Below are 12,516 nucleotides of genomic sequence, written 5' to 3' on the forward strand. Positions count from 1 at the left end.
GTTGGCCGACTTCCGATAAAAGAACAGTCCTTCTTCAATTACGACGAAACGGTTCTCGGATCGATTCGATCGACGACTCCATCGAAGTCGTCGTCGAAACTGAGGACTGCGTCTATCCCCTCGTTCTCGACGAGTGTGATGAGACTCGCATCCGTAAAACTCAGTTCGTGATCGTCGTACCGTTCGAACGTCTCGATCATTTTTTCGAATCGGTCACTGGTGATGAATAGTAGTTCGATTCCGTCCGGAAACGAACCACGACCTGCGATACGGTCCCCGATGAGACGGGCTTCGCGATGGCTCTCGGTTCGCATCCGTGCGAGCGTTACGGCTTCGTCGTACACGTAATCAGTCGTGTACAGTGCTCCGAATTCGCCGTCGAACGCGGCAGTTAGCGCTCGAGTCGCTGCACCGTGATGTTCGTCACGTTCGTTCTGTGCCGCAACAAAGACACCCGTATCGATGAGGACGCTCATTTCCCGTACAGCACGTCGTCGATTTCGCCCTCGCTCGTTTCGACTCCCCAGTCGGAACTCCCTGACAACCAGCGCTCGATCTCGTTCTCCGACAACGGTTCGAACTCGTCGCGGAACGAGTCGATCAATTCGTCTTTCGACCCGTAGCTGTCCGTTACGATCCGCTCGAGGAGTTCCTGTTGAGTCACGTTTTTCCCAGTCTCGAGTCTGATCTCGGCCTGTAACTCCTCGAGTTGGGATTTCGTTGCGTCCGTCACCTTGACCGAGGTGCTCATATCGCTAGTAGAGTGTTCTACTCGGAAAATAGTTCCGCTAGTTCTGGTATCTCGCATCGTCGAGCCTGGTTCAACTCAGCTCAAATCATTGTTTAAGTACCCGGACACTCTTTTGATCTCGCGTCCCAGGTTCCGAGCATGGATCTCGCCGGCCGACTCGTGCAGCGTCTCCGCGACGAACCCGACGACCCGACCGTCGTCGGATTAGAGGGCGAGGATGCAGACCAGTTGTTCGACGCGCTCGGCTCCGAGACCTCTCGCGCCGTTCTCCAGGCCTGCTACGAGGAGGGCCGAACTCGATCGGAACTGGCCGAGGAACTCGAGACGAGCGTCCAGAACGTCGGCTACCACGTCGACAAACTCGAGTCCGCGGACCTGCTCGAGGCGGTCGAGACCCGATACGGCGAGAACGGCCGGGAGGTGACTGTCTACGAGCCGTCGAAGCGTGCGGTCGTGGTCGCGGCGGGAGAACCCGGTCTGGTGGATCGGCTGGCGGAGGCTGTCGATCGGCTGTTTGCGCCGATCGTGCTCGCAGGGCTGTTCGCGATGGTCGTCGCCGTCGTCGATCGCGGTCCCGAACGGATCGGGATGCTCGGCGACGACGCCGCGCGGACCGAAGTGATGGCGGCGACCTCTGGAACGGCAGCCGCGGTCGCGACTTTCCTCGTCGGCGTGCTCGTCGTCTTGGCAGCCGATCGCGTCGGCGTCTTCGACCGGCTCGCCGACGACCGCCGTACCGGGCGGGTACGGCTGCTCCTCGGTCGCAGTAGTGAATCGACGCGCCGGTACGCCGTCTCGATCCTCGTCGGTGGTCTCGTGACCTTCCTCGCGCTCGACCTCGTGGCCGCCGGGACGGGTCACAGACTGTCGCTCGCGGCCTGGCTGCTCGTGCAACTGGTGATCCCGCTCGGCGTCGTCGCTGCTGGCGTGATTGCCTACGCGAACGATGGGCTGGCCGTGAGCTGGGCGGCCGCGAGCGCTCCGTTCGTCGGCATCTGGGGCTACCTCGTCGCGGGCGAGTTCACCCGCGGCGGGATCGATCCGATCCTGTTCGCCCTTGGCCCTGTCGCCGTCGCCATCGTCGCCGCGCCGCTCGGCTCGATCGCGTATCTCGTCGGGCGCACCGTTGCTTCGTGGCGAGGGATTGGAGAACCGCTCTCGAGGCGAACTATCGCACTGCTCGTGGCACATCCGCTGTTTGTGGTCGTGATCGTCGCGGGCTGGCTTCGGCTGGTGGGGTGAATATGTCCAAACGGTCTCCCTCCGACGTCGATTTCGATGCCCTCCTTCGAGCCGGATTCACGGGTGCCGTGGGACTTCCGCTCGTCGTCGCCGCCGTCTTCGTTGCTCTTCCCGAACCGTCGGCGATTCCGTGGTGGCGATCGTTCGACGCCGGACTGTGGGCCAGATTTGTCGGCCTCTTCGGGCTCGTCGGTGTGATTCTTGGTGTCGCGTGGACACTCGAGTGCCGGATCGCCTTCGCTCTCGGGCTCGTCGCTCTAGTCGGTGCTGTAGCGTGGCCGCCCCTCGGGTTCGGCGAGTTGCCAAACGTTGTCTCGACGCTCGTCGGCACCGCCGTCGTCGGACTCCCGACACTCGTACTCGCGGTTCCGCTCGAGTACGCCGCCCGACGGAGCGACCGCCGGCTTCGGCCGACTCGAGTCGAGGCGGTCGCGCTCGTAGTCGGCCTCGTTCACCTGCTGGTGGTCAACTGGCTGACGGCCACGCTCGAGAACCGCCTCTTCCTGCCCCGGCCGAGCGAACTCGCTCACGCCGATCCAGCGGGACTTGTAGCGCTGACGGTCATCGCAGGCGGGCTGATCCTGCTCGGCGCGGTCCCGGTCGTCCTCGCCTGGCGGCTCCGACTCGTCACACCGGCCGGGTTCGTCCTCGTCGCGTTCGGCTGGGCGACCTACCGGACGTGGCAACTCTCCCTCGAGACGTTGCCGCCGGCGGGACCCGGATTCGGACTCGTCCCGACGCCGCTGACGCTGTACCTCTGGGGCGGCTCGCTCCTGCTGGTTGGAGCCGTTCTGATCGGCGGCCTCGAGTACCTGTTCCACCGGAAACGAGGGGCTGGATCGCTACCGCCTCTCGAGAACTGACCGTACGCTTACGGTCACTGAACGGGAACGTTCGACCATGGTACGACTCCTGTTCGGACTACTCGGAGTGGTGATTGCACTGTTCCCGGACGGCGTACGCGAAACCTACGAAGAAGTTGCGTTCGAGAACTCTGACGACGCGACGCCGAAACCGTGGCTCGTCTCCGGTATCCGGGCGGAGGGAATCCTCTACGCGCTGGCGAGCGCTGCTGGCGGGAAGAGCTACGCCTGGCTGTTGAACGTCGCGGGTCTCGCCGGCGGTCTCGCGGCGCTGTTCCCGAAGCAGTACCTCGAGACGGGCGTGGAGGTCGCCTACGAGGACGCGGACACACTCGAGTGGCGTGACGGGGTCGTCACTGCGGTCCGGGGAATCGGCACGCTCCTGGTACTGCTCGCGCTCGTCGGGGTCCGGAATCGGCGGAAAGCCACGTCGGAAACGGAAGAGGCGGACGCGGCGAGCGAATCTGCCGAGTGACGTCCACCTCGTTGTCGGACGGACCGCTGTAAGTCATTGCCGGCACGACCGCGATCCGTCAGCGGTTGTGCGGATAAATCGGCACAGCAGACCGTATCAGTCCTCGATCTCGATCGCCGGCCGACCAGGTTCGGCGTTTTTCAGCACGCTCTCGTCGACCTCGTCGGCCTCGACGACTCGAACGTCGGCCTCGAACTCGCGCTCGAGCAGCCACGCGGCCGATTCGAGCGCCGTGTACTCCTCGTCGGGGCCGAGCGTTCGCTCGAGGGCCTCGCGCTCGACCTGCAGGTCTTGGCCGTAGTCGGCCGCTGCGTCGCCCTGTTCGCGGATGTGTGACTCCTGCATGAGTTCGCCGATCAAGTTGTCGGCGTCGCTCTCGATCGCGATCTCGAGGGCGTCGTACTTCCACTCCGGGGAGACGACGACGTCGATCGCCTTCGGATCCTCGATGCCGGCGACCTCGACGATGTCGCGGACGTCCTCGCGAGTGTTCTCGACGAGTTGGCGGCGTTTCCGGACGTGGCCGCGGTCGACCTCGGCCTCTGGCCACGGGGCGTCGACGACGAAGCCGTCGTTGCCCAGTTCGTTCCACAGCTCTTCGGCGAGGTGGGGGGCGACGGGAGCCAGCAGCCGGACGACCGCGGACAGGCCGCGCTCGTAGGTGTCGGCGTGGGGTTCGGTGTAGTCGGCGTACTGTCGCAGCGTCCGCGTCAGGTCCTGGGTTTCCCGCAGCGCCTTGTTGAAGGTGAGGTCGTCGTACTCCGCGTCGGCGATGGCGATCGTCGCGTCGATTTCGGCATCGACGTAGCTGGCGACGGCGTCGTTTGCGCCGTCCGGCCCGTTCGTGGTGTACTCTTCGACCATCTCCTTCAGCCGCGCGAGGAAGGCGTTCGTCGAACGGACGCCCTCCTCGCTCCAGTCGAAGTCGCGCTCGGGCTGGGCGGCCTGCATCATGAAGAGCCGGGCGGTGTCGGCACCGTACTCCTCGACGATCCGCTGGGGTGAGACGACGTTCCCCTTCGACTTCGACATCTTCTCGCCCTCTAGCTGGACCATTCCCTGGGCCAGCAGGTTCGTGAACGGCTCGCGGTGTTCCAAGCCCTCGTGGTCGGCCAACACCTTCGTGAAGAACCTCGAATACAGCAGGTGCATTACGGCGTGCTCGATGCCGCCGACGTACTGGTCGACCGGCATCCAGTCGTTCGCACGCTCGAGGTCGAATGGGGTCTCCTCGAGTCCGGGCGAGACGTACCGCAGGAAGTACCACGAGGAGTCGACGAAGGTGTCCATCGTGTCCGTTTCGCGCGTGGCATCGCCACCACACTCGGGGCAGGTCGTCTGCTTCCACTCCTCGGCGGCGTCCAGCGGATTCCCGGTGGTGTTGATGAACTCCGGCAGTTCGACGGGCAGGTCCTCTTCGGGTACCAGCACGGCCCCACAGTCGTCGTGACAGTGGACGACTGGGATCGGGGTTCCCCAGTAGCGCTGGCGGGAGATCCCCCAGTCGCGAAGCTGGTACTGTTTCGCGTGCTCGGCGCTCTCTATGTCCTCCGTCAGGCGCTCGCGGGCCGTTTCGCTGTCCAATCCGGAGTAGTCGCCCGAATTCACGAGCACGCCGTCGTCGGTGAACGCCTCCTCGCTCACGTCCGGCGCTTCGGGTTCTTCGCCCTCCTCGGGTTCGGGCGCGATGACAGGCACGATCTCCTCACCCATCTTCTCGGCGAAGGCGTGGTCGCGCTCGTCGTGGCCGGGGACGGCCATCAGCGCGCCCGTCCCGACGTCCGAGAGAACGAAGTCGGCGACGTAGACCGGGATCTCCTCGCCCGTGGCGGGGTTGGTCGCGGTCAGATCGGTTGCGACACCGTTGGGTTCGTCACCCTCCGGATCAGCCTCGTGTTCGATGAAGTGGCGGACGTCCTCGTCTTCCTCGGCGAGTTCCTCGCTGATCGGGTGGTCCGGTGCGAGCGCGAAGAACGTCGCGCCGTAGATGGTGTCGACGCGCGTCGTAAAGGCTCGAACGGGGCCGTGCCCTTCGACCTCGAAGTCCAGTTCCGTCCCGTACTGCCGGCCGATCCAGTTGCGCTGCATCTGGCGCACCGAGTTCGGCCACCCCTCGAGGTCGTCGATGTCCTCGAGCAGTTCGTCTGCGTACTCGGTGATCTTCAGGAACCACTGCTCGAGTTCGCGCTGTTCGACGGGGGTGTCACAGCGCCAGCAGAGTTCCGCCTCGCCTTCGACCTGCTCGTCGGCGAGGACGGTCTCGCACTCGGGACACCAGTTGACCTCGGCGTCGCGGCGTTCGACGAGGTCTTCGTCGTGGAACCGAGAGAAGAGCCACTGGTTCCACTGGTAATACTCGGGCGTGCAGGTGGCGACCTCGCGGTCCCAGTCGTACCCGAATCCCATCGCGTCCATCTGGTCGCGCATCGTGTCGATGCAGTCGAACGTCCAGTCTCGCGGGTTGGTGTCGCGGTCCTTAGCTGCGTTCTCGGCGGGGAGTCCGAAGGCGTCCCACCCCATCGGGTGGAGGACGTCGTCGCCCTGCATGCGTCGATACCGGGCGTAGGCATCCGTGATCGTGTAGTTGCGGACGTGGCCCATGTGGAGCTTGCCCGACGGGTACGGATACATCCCGAGGACGTACGTCGGGTCCTCGACGTCGTCGGGCGTTCGATAGGCGTCCGCGTCGTCCCACGCCTCTTGCCAGCGCCGCTCGACTGCCGCGTGGTCGTAACCGGCGTCACTCATTTGTATACGTGTGGACGCGACGGCGTCGTATAGCTTTCCATCCAGTGGCCGTTGCTGGCCACTTCGCGGTACATCGCACTCGATTCCGTTCTCGAGAACCGCAAAACAGTCGGATTACTCGATGTCGATCGCTTTCGACTCGTCGCTCTCCTCGACTTTCGGCAGTCGAACCGTGAGCACGCCGTTCTCGTAGCCCGCCGAAACCTCCTCTTCCTCGACCGGTTCGGGCAGGCGAATCCGGCGACTGGCCGTCTTGCGCGTCCGCTCGCGACGGATGTACTCGCCCTCGGCGAACTCGAGGTCGTCCTCGCGGCTCGCGTCGAGACGCAGGGTGCCCTCCGAGAGCGTCAGGTCGATGTCGTCGGTCTCGTAGCCCGGCAGGTCGGCGGTGACGACGTACTCCTCGTCGGTGTCGGCGACGTCGACCGGGACCGACCCCGGGACCTGCAGGCCGCCGCCGGTCATCCCCTCCTCGACCTGTCGGCTGACGCGGTCGAGCATCTCCTCGATTTCGTCGAACGGGTTGCGTCGCATACACGACCGTACGCTCTCGAGTGGGATAAATCTGCCCGCGCCAGAAGGACAGAACCGTTATTCGGGAAGCGTCACGATCCCCTCGTCCATCGCCTCGAGCAACACGTCCCGGGCGTGGCCGTCGGGATCGACGTCCTCGTAGACTGCCTCGACCTCGCCGTCGGCGAGGAAAAAGGTCGTTCGCTCGGTCGGTGCGGGCCCCGCGTCGGTCTCGCGTTTCTCGACGTCGAAGGCGTCCGCGATCTCCTCGTCGGGATCGGCCAGCAGGTCGAACTCGAGTCCCTCCTGCTCGCAGAAGTCCTGGTGGGAGTCGACGTCGTCGGTCGAGACGCCGTAGATTGCGACGCCGGCGTCGCGGTAGGTCTCGCGTTCGCGCTGGAACTGGTTCGCCTCGATCGTACAGCCCGGCGTGTCGTCACGCGGGTAGAAGTAGAGCACGGTCGGCTCCTCGAACTCGAGCGTGATCGTCTCGCCGTCCTGGTTCCGTGCGGTGACCGTCGGTGCGTTCGCACCCTCCTCGAGTGTCATGAGTGACCGTACTGCGAACGCGCGGAAACGGCTTTCGGTGCGACCGCGACGGGATTCACGTTCTGGCCCACTCGAGCGCCTCTTCGAGGTCGTCGAAGCTCTCGATTGTGGCCCCGTCGACGTCGATCTGAGATTTCACCGCCATCGCCGTGATGCCACTCGAGACGAAGCCGATCTTCTCGACGCCGGTGTACTCGCCGTTGGCGGACCACTCTTTACCCATGTACTCCTGGGTCTCTTTGGGAAGGTTCGTCGCGTCGCCGAAGACGGCGAGGGTCGCTTCGACGTCGCGTTTGCTCCCACGCTCCCGGTAGTGCTCGCTGGCTGCCTCGAGGTCCTCGTCGGCGAACCCCTGCCAGCCTTTCATGAACCAGACCCCGACGCTGCCGCGTTTTTCGAAGTCCCATCCGTACTGTTCCGGATTCGGCACGTTGTCCGTTGTTGCCATTATACTGCAACAGCGGTCGCGGTTTTAAAAGTAATCTTGCTAACTGTGTTTGGTCGAACCGTCGCAGTCGGAAGGGACGAACCGAATTCGGCGCGTGTAGACCGTTACTCGACGTGTTTTCGTATCGTACGACTCCATCCGTCGCACCGACCGTTCTCGACCAGGTTTTCGATATCCTCGATGTAACCGTCTCGCCGCCTGATCTCGTGGGATGACCGTCGATATGCCCTCGCCTGTCTCGAGTACCATACGCGTGGTAGTGACTCGGCGACGACCTTGACTGGAGAATGCCCGCTGGTGGACCGAGTGTTCGAATATATGATATAGGATTTATATTTCTGGATTACACGTCTCTTCCCTATCGAGATTCATTCGGGATTTTCGGGCCGAATACGACTCGAGAAGCCTGTAGAGTTTCTCACACGATTGGCGATAACAATTATCTGTTCTCCGAATAGTTCCTCGCCTAGCCAAAACTCGCCGTCGCTGATGGCGAGGACGCTTGGACAGGATACACGATGGTGCTCGAAACGTTCATTCCGGATCGGATTCGCAACCAGTATAGTGAAAAAACCATCACAGCGGTCGGCTGCGTACTGGCCGAAATCGGGCGGGTCGACGATAGCAGCCAGCAGATCACGTGGATGGCTGACGGGACCAGGGGTGGTTGTGCGTGATCGAATTCCTCTCGGCGCACCTGATGCAACTCACGGGCGTCATTCTCGGGTTGATCACCCTGATATTCGTCGGCTGGACGCGTCTCCTCCCGGCCACGAGTCGACAGTTCGGGTACGCGGTCGCGACGGCAGCCGGTGCGATGGCCGTCGTCTATCTGGCGACGGCACCGCTCCAACAGGTGCTCGGGATCGGCGAGGACCCGATCCGCTTCCTGGGATACACGGCGATGTGGATCCCGTTCGTGCTCGTCATCGGCGCGATCGCCGGTGCCAGCAAGCAGCTGATTCTGGGGCTACTCGGCGTGGTCCTGACGCGCGTGTGGGTGACGTACTTCGCCGGCTTCCTCGATGGAATCGCCATGATACTTGCATCGCTTACCCCGTTCGTGTTGCTCGTGGTCGGCATCTTCCTGTTGTACGGGCCATTCGAGCGGGCGGCAAACGAACAATCTCCCGCACGGTCGCTCCTGTACAGCAAACTCGCGAATCTGGTCGTCCTTGCGTGGATGGGACTCGTTGCGAACGGGCTTATCGCTGCCTTCCAACTGGTCGACGATTTCGTTGGGGGGGTCGTTCTGGTCTACGTCGAGATCATCCTCGTAGTCGGCTTCGGCGCGCTCGTCCTCCGGAACGCCGACGCACTCGAGGACGTATCGACTGGGCTGCTCTCGTTCGATGAGGATGCCTCCGTTCCCACGGAACCGGCCGAAACCCAGACTACTGGCGACTGACGGCGAGACGAGCGACTTTTTCGCGACGACTCACAGTCCTACTCGACGACGTGTTCCGTATCGTACGAGCCTAGCCGTCGCACCCAGCCGTTCTCCGCTAACTCCTCGATGTCCTCGAGTGCTTCCCCCGTCCGTGCCTCGTAGAGGCCGGCCTCGATGTCGACGTGGAAGACGTAGTCGCCGAGTCGCTGACCGCTGGGTCGGGACTCGACGCGGGTCAGGTTGATGTCTCGGTCGGCGAACGGCTCGAGTAACTCGAGCAACAGACCGGGGTAGTTCGCGTTCGGGTAGACGACTAGCGAGGTCTTGCCGCCGCCTTTCGAACGCTCTTCCGCGGGCGCGACCGCAAAGAACCGCGTCGCGTTCGAGTCCTGATCCTGAATGTCCTCCGCGAGTACCTCGAGATCGGTTCCGTTGCCGGCGTTTGCTGGATGACCGATCCCCGCAACGGAGGGATCGTCGCGCGCGAACTCGACGCCCTGTGCCGTGCTCGCGACTGCTTCCAGCGCCGCATTGGGGTACTCCCGCTCGAGGTAGGACCGACACTGCGCGAGCGCCTGGGAGTGGCTGGCGATCGTATCGAACCCCTCGCCCTGGGCGAGTAAGGCGTGTCTGATCGGGGTGACGATTTCGCGGACGACGGCGACGTCGTACTCCGCGAGGGCGTCCAGACTCTCGGTTACGGAGCCTTCGATGCTGTTCTCGATGGGGACGACGCCGCGGTCGTACTCGCCGCTGGCGACGGCGTCGACGATCGCAGTCACCGACTGTCGAAACTCGATCTCGTCTTCGTCGGCGACGGCGGTCGCTGCCCGGTGTGAGTAGGTTCCCGCTGGGCCGAGCGTGACTGCAGTCATTGCCCATCCATTGCAGGGAGACCGCCAAAAACACGTTGGGTTCGGCAATTCCCGCTCGAGGGTGACGGTTGCCACAAGCTATATGTTTCAACTGTCCAACATTGTCGGAACTACGCGGTTGCGATCGGAGGTGGGGACCAGTGCCAGCAGGCGGGGATCACAGATCGTTTCACGTGCTGTACGCCGGGACTGCGGATGGCGAACGGATGCGGAAACGAATCGTCGACGCGCTCGAGCCACCGTATCGAGTGACGACGCTCGGGAACCAGTCGCTGCTCGAGGCGGTCGACGTTACGGTCGACTGTCTGGTAATTGCGGAGGGGTACGACCGATCGGTCATCGAGGAACTCACTACGCAGTGGCCCGACCTCCCGGTTTTCCTGCTCGTCTCGCTGTCCGAGGACCACGACCGCGAGTGGTCGGTGTTTCGAACCGGCGTCGACGACCTCGTCTATCGCGGCCGGCGAGCGACGGACGATCCGCTACCGACTCGAGTCCGGAACCGGATCGACGACTGCTACGAGGAGACCATCTCCGACGTCGGCGAGACCGTCCTCACGACCGCACGATCGTTGCTCGTCGCCGCGGACGACGAACTCGACGTCGAGATCGAGTGGGGACTCGAGCAAGTCGGGACACGCCTCGACGCCGACCGCTGTCTCGTCTTCGGGTACGACGACGAGACCGACTTGCTCGAGCCGACACACGGCTGGGTGACGGACTCTCGGTCGGCCGTGGTCGGGCCTGAGCGACTCCCCGCGAAGTCGTTTCCGGGATTCGAGGACTCGCTGCGTGGGTTCGACGACTGTGTCGTTCCATCCGACGATCCCTGGGCCCCTTCCACCGACGTTCCGGACGGGTTCGTCGGCGGCCTCGAGGACGCCGAAACCGACGCCAACGCCACGCACCCGTATCTCGAGCGCCGCGATCTCGAGGCGTTGCTCGCGGTACCGATCGTCGTCGACTGGGAGCTAACCGGCGTGTTCGTCGTCGGTCAGAGCCAGCGACGAACCTGGCCCCGACACCTCCGGAAACAGCTCCGGACGTTCGGGAAACTCGTCGGCTACACGCTCGAGCGTCGCCGGCAACGACGGGCACTCGTCCGGCGGAACGAACGGCTGGAACGGTTCGCCTCCGTCGTTAGTCACGACCTCCGGAACCCGCTGAACGTCATCGCCGGCAGCGCGGAACTGATCGCCGAAACCGACGATCCGACCTACGCCGAGAACGTCCTCGAGGCGGTCGACCGGATGGAGACGCTGATCGACGACCTGCTATTACTCGCGCGTGAGGGCGACGTCCTCGGAGACCTCGAGCGCGTCGACCTCGAGACGCTCGTCGAAGACGCCTGGAAGACGGTTGCGACCCCCGACGCGACGCTCGAAACCGAGGGACTTTCGACGCTCGAAGCGGATCAGAATCGACTCCGACAGGGACTCGAGAATCTCGTCAGAAACGCCGTCGAACACAACGAACCGGGCGTCACGGTACGCGTCGAGGGGTTCGAGACGGGGTTCGCCGTCGAGGACGACGGGACCGGAATCGCGCCCGAGAATCGAGAGCGGATTTTCGAAGAGGGGTACACCGACGGCGGCGGTACCGGACTCGGGTTATCGATCGTCGACACCGTCGTCGCGGCTCACGGCTGGGACATCTCGGTCACGGACGGCGATCTGGGCGGAGCGCGGTTCGAGATCGTCACGGATCCATCGCCCCGTGCGAACGGGGCGTAGCGACTCTCCAGACGTTACTGCCCTGCTCGACAGATGGCTGTCTCTACGCCAGGATTCTGGCGAGAAAATACCGTTCCTGCTTCACTCGTCGAGGTGTTCGATACCTTTCTTGGAGACGTTCGCCTCCGTGATCTCCTCGGGCATCCAGTCGGGCTTGTCGTCGGGCGCCGTCTCCTCCCAGGCCCAGCCGTCGTAGATGTGAACCTTGTCCGTTCCCTTCTCGCGGAGTCGGAGTTCGACGCGGTCGGCCTCGTCTTCGCTCGAGCCCGGCTCGAGTCGTCGAGCGGCCTTGAGCGCTGCCTGACGTGGTGTGTTCCCCGAGAAGACGCTGTCTTCTTCCCCGTTCGATTCGCGCAGTGCAAAGTTTCGTTTCCCGTCTTCGCGTACCATAGTTCTCCTCCGTGTCAATTCAGTACATGGTATGACATAAAGATATCCCCGAGAATCGACCGACTGCGCCGGTATTTTTAAGTGGGTTCGGTACGCCAGCTTTCCGCAGTATCCGTTCTCCCGGCGATTCGACCGCGTTCGCCGATGACGTAGAGTCAACCGGCCGTGACCGATCGCTGGCAGGTAGAAAACACTTAAGTATATCCTACGGCGAAGTTCGTCATAGAATCCCGCGATGGTCCGGAAAAAGAAGCTGAGTCCGAGCGGTGCGAAAGACGAAGACGGTAACTACCACAACGTCCACCTCAACCTCCACGAGGACGAACTCGCGGTCGCGGGCATGGATATCGGTGACGAGGTCTTCGTCCGAGTACGGGACGGCAAGATCATCATCCAGAAAGCCGACGAGGAAGAAGTAGAACACGAGTTCTAAGAACGAAGTTTTGCGCTGCGTTCTGAGCGTTCCGGGAGCGCTGCTGGCGCTCCCGGCCGCTCGTCACTCGGCAAAAATTCGATTAAAAGCACTCCTCTTTCCTCTT

14 protein-coding genes are annotated in these 12,516 nt (G+C 63.3%); 6 read left to right on the forward strand and 8 right to left on the reverse strand.

Features of this window, described 5'->3' with window-relative positions:
- Window positions 1-38 precede the first annotated feature (38 nt).
- Window positions 39-476, reverse strand: coding sequence for a type II toxin-antitoxin system VapC family toxin (locus tag BLR35_RS19400; protein ID WP_090385861.1), 438 nt, complete (start codon window positions 474-476; stop codon window positions 39-41).
- On the reverse strand, window positions 473-751 hold the full coding sequence (locus tag BLR35_RS19405; protein WP_090385864.1) for a hypothetical protein: 279 nt from the start codon (window positions 749-751) through the stop codon (window positions 473-475). Before BLR35_RS19405 ends, BLR35_RS19400 begins: the two co-directional genes overlap by 4 nt.
- A gap of 138 nt (window positions 752-889) precedes the next feature.
- On the opposite strand from BLR35_RS19405, the gene BLR35_RS19410 reads away from it, so the two are divergent.
- Genes BLR35_RS19410 through BLR35_RS19420 form a run of 3 tightly spaced genes read left to right on the forward strand, consistent with a single transcriptional unit; the run spans window position 890 to window position 3,331 of the window.
- Window positions 890-1,993 carry an ArsR/SmtB family transcription factor gene (locus BLR35_RS19410; RefSeq protein WP_090385867.1) on the forward strand — a complete coding sequence of 368 codons (1,104 nt, stop codon included), beginning with the start codon at window positions 890-892 and terminating at the stop codon, window positions 1,991-1,993.
- Window positions 1,994-1,995: 2 nt separating this feature from the next.
- Window positions 1,996-2,856 (forward strand): hypothetical protein, encoded by an 861-nt coding sequence (locus BLR35_RS19415; RefSeq protein WP_090385870.1) that lies wholly within the window; start codon window positions 1,996-1,998, stop codon window positions 2,854-2,856.
- A 37-nt stretch (window positions 2,857-2,893) separates the two neighbouring features.
- Window positions 2,894-3,331 (forward strand): hypothetical protein, encoded by a 438-nt coding sequence (locus BLR35_RS19420; protein ID WP_090385871.1) that lies wholly within the window; start codon window positions 2,894-2,896, stop codon window positions 3,329-3,331.
- Between the two features lie 96 nt (window positions 3,332-3,427).
- On the opposite strand, the gene leuS is transcribed toward BLR35_RS19420, so the two are convergent.
- The 4 genes from leuS to BLR35_RS19440 form a co-directional block, all read right to left on the reverse strand.
- A complete protein-coding gene (gene leuS / locus BLR35_RS19425) occupies window positions 3,428-6,079 on the reverse strand; it encodes a leucine--tRNA ligase (protein ID WP_090385873.1) in 2,652 nt (883 codons plus the stop codon).
- A 114-nt stretch (window positions 6,080-6,193) separates the two neighbouring features.
- On the reverse strand, window positions 6,194-6,613 hold the full coding sequence (locus BLR35_RS19430; protein WP_090385876.1) for an Hsp20/alpha crystallin family protein: 420 nt from the start codon (window positions 6,611-6,613) through the stop codon (window positions 6,194-6,196).
- 57 nt (window positions 6,614-6,670) lie between these two features.
- Complete coding sequence (locus tag BLR35_RS19435) at window positions 6,671-7,141, reverse strand: peroxiredoxin (RefSeq protein ID WP_090385878.1); 471 nt, start codon at window positions 7,139-7,141, stop codon at window positions 6,671-6,673.
- 55 nt (window positions 7,142-7,196) lie between these two features.
- Window positions 7,197-7,589 (reverse strand): hypothetical protein, encoded by a 393-nt coding sequence (locus tag BLR35_RS19440; protein WP_170831078.1) that lies wholly within the window; start codon window positions 7,587-7,589, stop codon window positions 7,197-7,199.
- Between the two features lie 673 nt (window positions 7,590-8,262).
- Between BLR35_RS19440 and BLR35_RS19445 the strand changes: the two genes are divergently transcribed.
- Window positions 8,263-8,997, forward strand: coding sequence for a bacteriorhodopsin (locus BLR35_RS19445; RefSeq protein WP_139169332.1), 735 nt, complete (start codon window positions 8,263-8,265; stop codon window positions 8,995-8,997).
- 38 nt (window positions 8,998-9,035) lie between these two features.
- Here BLR35_RS19445 and pheA read toward each other — a convergent pair whose 3' ends face one another.
- Window positions 9,036-9,854, reverse strand: a complete 819-nt coding sequence (gene pheA / locus BLR35_RS19450; protein ID WP_090385885.1) for a prephenate dehydratase — start codon at window positions 9,852-9,854, stop codon at window positions 9,036-9,038.
- A 140-nt stretch (window positions 9,855-9,994) separates the two neighbouring features.
- Here pheA and BLR35_RS19455 point away from each other — a divergent pair, with 140 nt between their 5' ends.
- Window positions 9,995-11,587, forward strand: coding sequence for a GAF domain-containing sensor histidine kinase (locus BLR35_RS19455; protein ID WP_244510291.1), 1,593 nt, complete (start codon window positions 9,995-9,997; stop codon window positions 11,585-11,587).
- 81 nt (window positions 11,588-11,668) lie between these two features.
- Here the strand turns inward: BLR35_RS19455 and BLR35_RS19460 are convergent, their stop codons facing one another.
- On the reverse strand, window positions 11,669-11,977 hold the full coding sequence (locus BLR35_RS19460; protein ID WP_090385888.1) for a non-histone chromosomal MC1 family protein: 309 nt from the start codon (window positions 11,975-11,977) through the stop codon (window positions 11,669-11,671).
- A 235-nt stretch (window positions 11,978-12,212) separates the two neighbouring features.
- Between BLR35_RS19460 and BLR35_RS19465 the strand changes: the two genes are divergently transcribed.
- On the forward strand, window positions 12,213-12,410 hold the full coding sequence (locus tag BLR35_RS19465; RefSeq protein ID WP_006674053.1) for a hypothetical protein: 198 nt from the start codon (window positions 12,213-12,215) through the stop codon (window positions 12,408-12,410).
- Window positions 12,411-12,516 lie beyond the last annotated feature (106 nt).

The organism is Natronobacterium texcoconense, from assembly GCF_900104065.1.
In the GTDB taxonomy this organism is placed as follows: Archaea; Halobacteriota; Halobacteria; order Halobacteriales; family Natrialbaceae; genus Natronobacterium; species Natronobacterium texcoconense.

What these genes read in the sequence shown, in the direction of transcription:
- leuS (WP_090385873.1), bottom strand. Translation starts at nt 6,079, where the DNA reads ATGAGTGACGCCGGTTACGACCACGCGGCAGTCGAGCGGCGCTGGCAA.
- BLR35_RS19410 (WP_090385867.1), top strand. Translation starts at nt 890, where the DNA reads ATGGATCTCGCCGGCCGACTCGTGCAGCGTCTCCGCGACGAACCCGAC.
- BLR35_RS19415 (WP_090385870.1), top strand. Translation starts at nt 1,996, where the DNA reads ATGTCCAAACGGTCTCCCTCCGACGTCGATTTCGATGCCCTCCTTCGA.
- BLR35_RS19460 (WP_090385888.1), bottom strand. Translation starts at nt 11,977, where the DNA reads ATGGTACGCGAAGACGGGAAACGAAACTTTGCACTGCGCGAATCGAAC.
- BLR35_RS19465 (WP_006674053.1), top strand. Translation starts at nt 12,213, where the DNA reads ATGGTCCGGAAAAAGAAGCTGAGTCCGAGCGGTGCGAAAGACGAAGAC.
- BLR35_RS19435 (WP_090385878.1), bottom strand. Translation starts at nt 7,141, where the DNA reads ATGACACTCGAGGAGGGTGCGAACGCACCGACGGTCACCGCACGGAAC.
- pheA (WP_090385885.1), bottom strand. Translation starts at nt 9,854, where the DNA reads ATGACTGCAGTCACGCTCGGCCCAGCGGGAACCTACTCACACCGGGCA.
- BLR35_RS19430 (WP_090385876.1), bottom strand. Translation starts at nt 6,613, where the DNA reads ATGCGACGCAACCCGTTCGACGAAATCGAGGAGATGCTCGACCGCGTC.
- BLR35_RS19405 (WP_090385864.1), bottom strand. Translation starts at nt 751, where the DNA reads ATGAGCACCTCGGTCAAGGTGACGGACGCAACGAAATCCCAACTCGAG.
- BLR35_RS19440 (WP_170831078.1), bottom strand. Translation starts at nt 7,589, where the DNA reads ATGGCAACAACGGACAACGTGCCGAATCCGGAACAGTACGGATGGGAC.
- BLR35_RS19420 (WP_090385871.1), top strand. Translation starts at nt 2,894, where the DNA reads ATGGTACGACTCCTGTTCGGACTACTCGGAGTGGTGATTGCACTGTTC.
- BLR35_RS19400 (WP_090385861.1), bottom strand. Translation starts at nt 476, where the DNA reads ATGAGCGTCCTCATCGATACGGGTGTCTTTGTTGCGGCACAGAACGAA.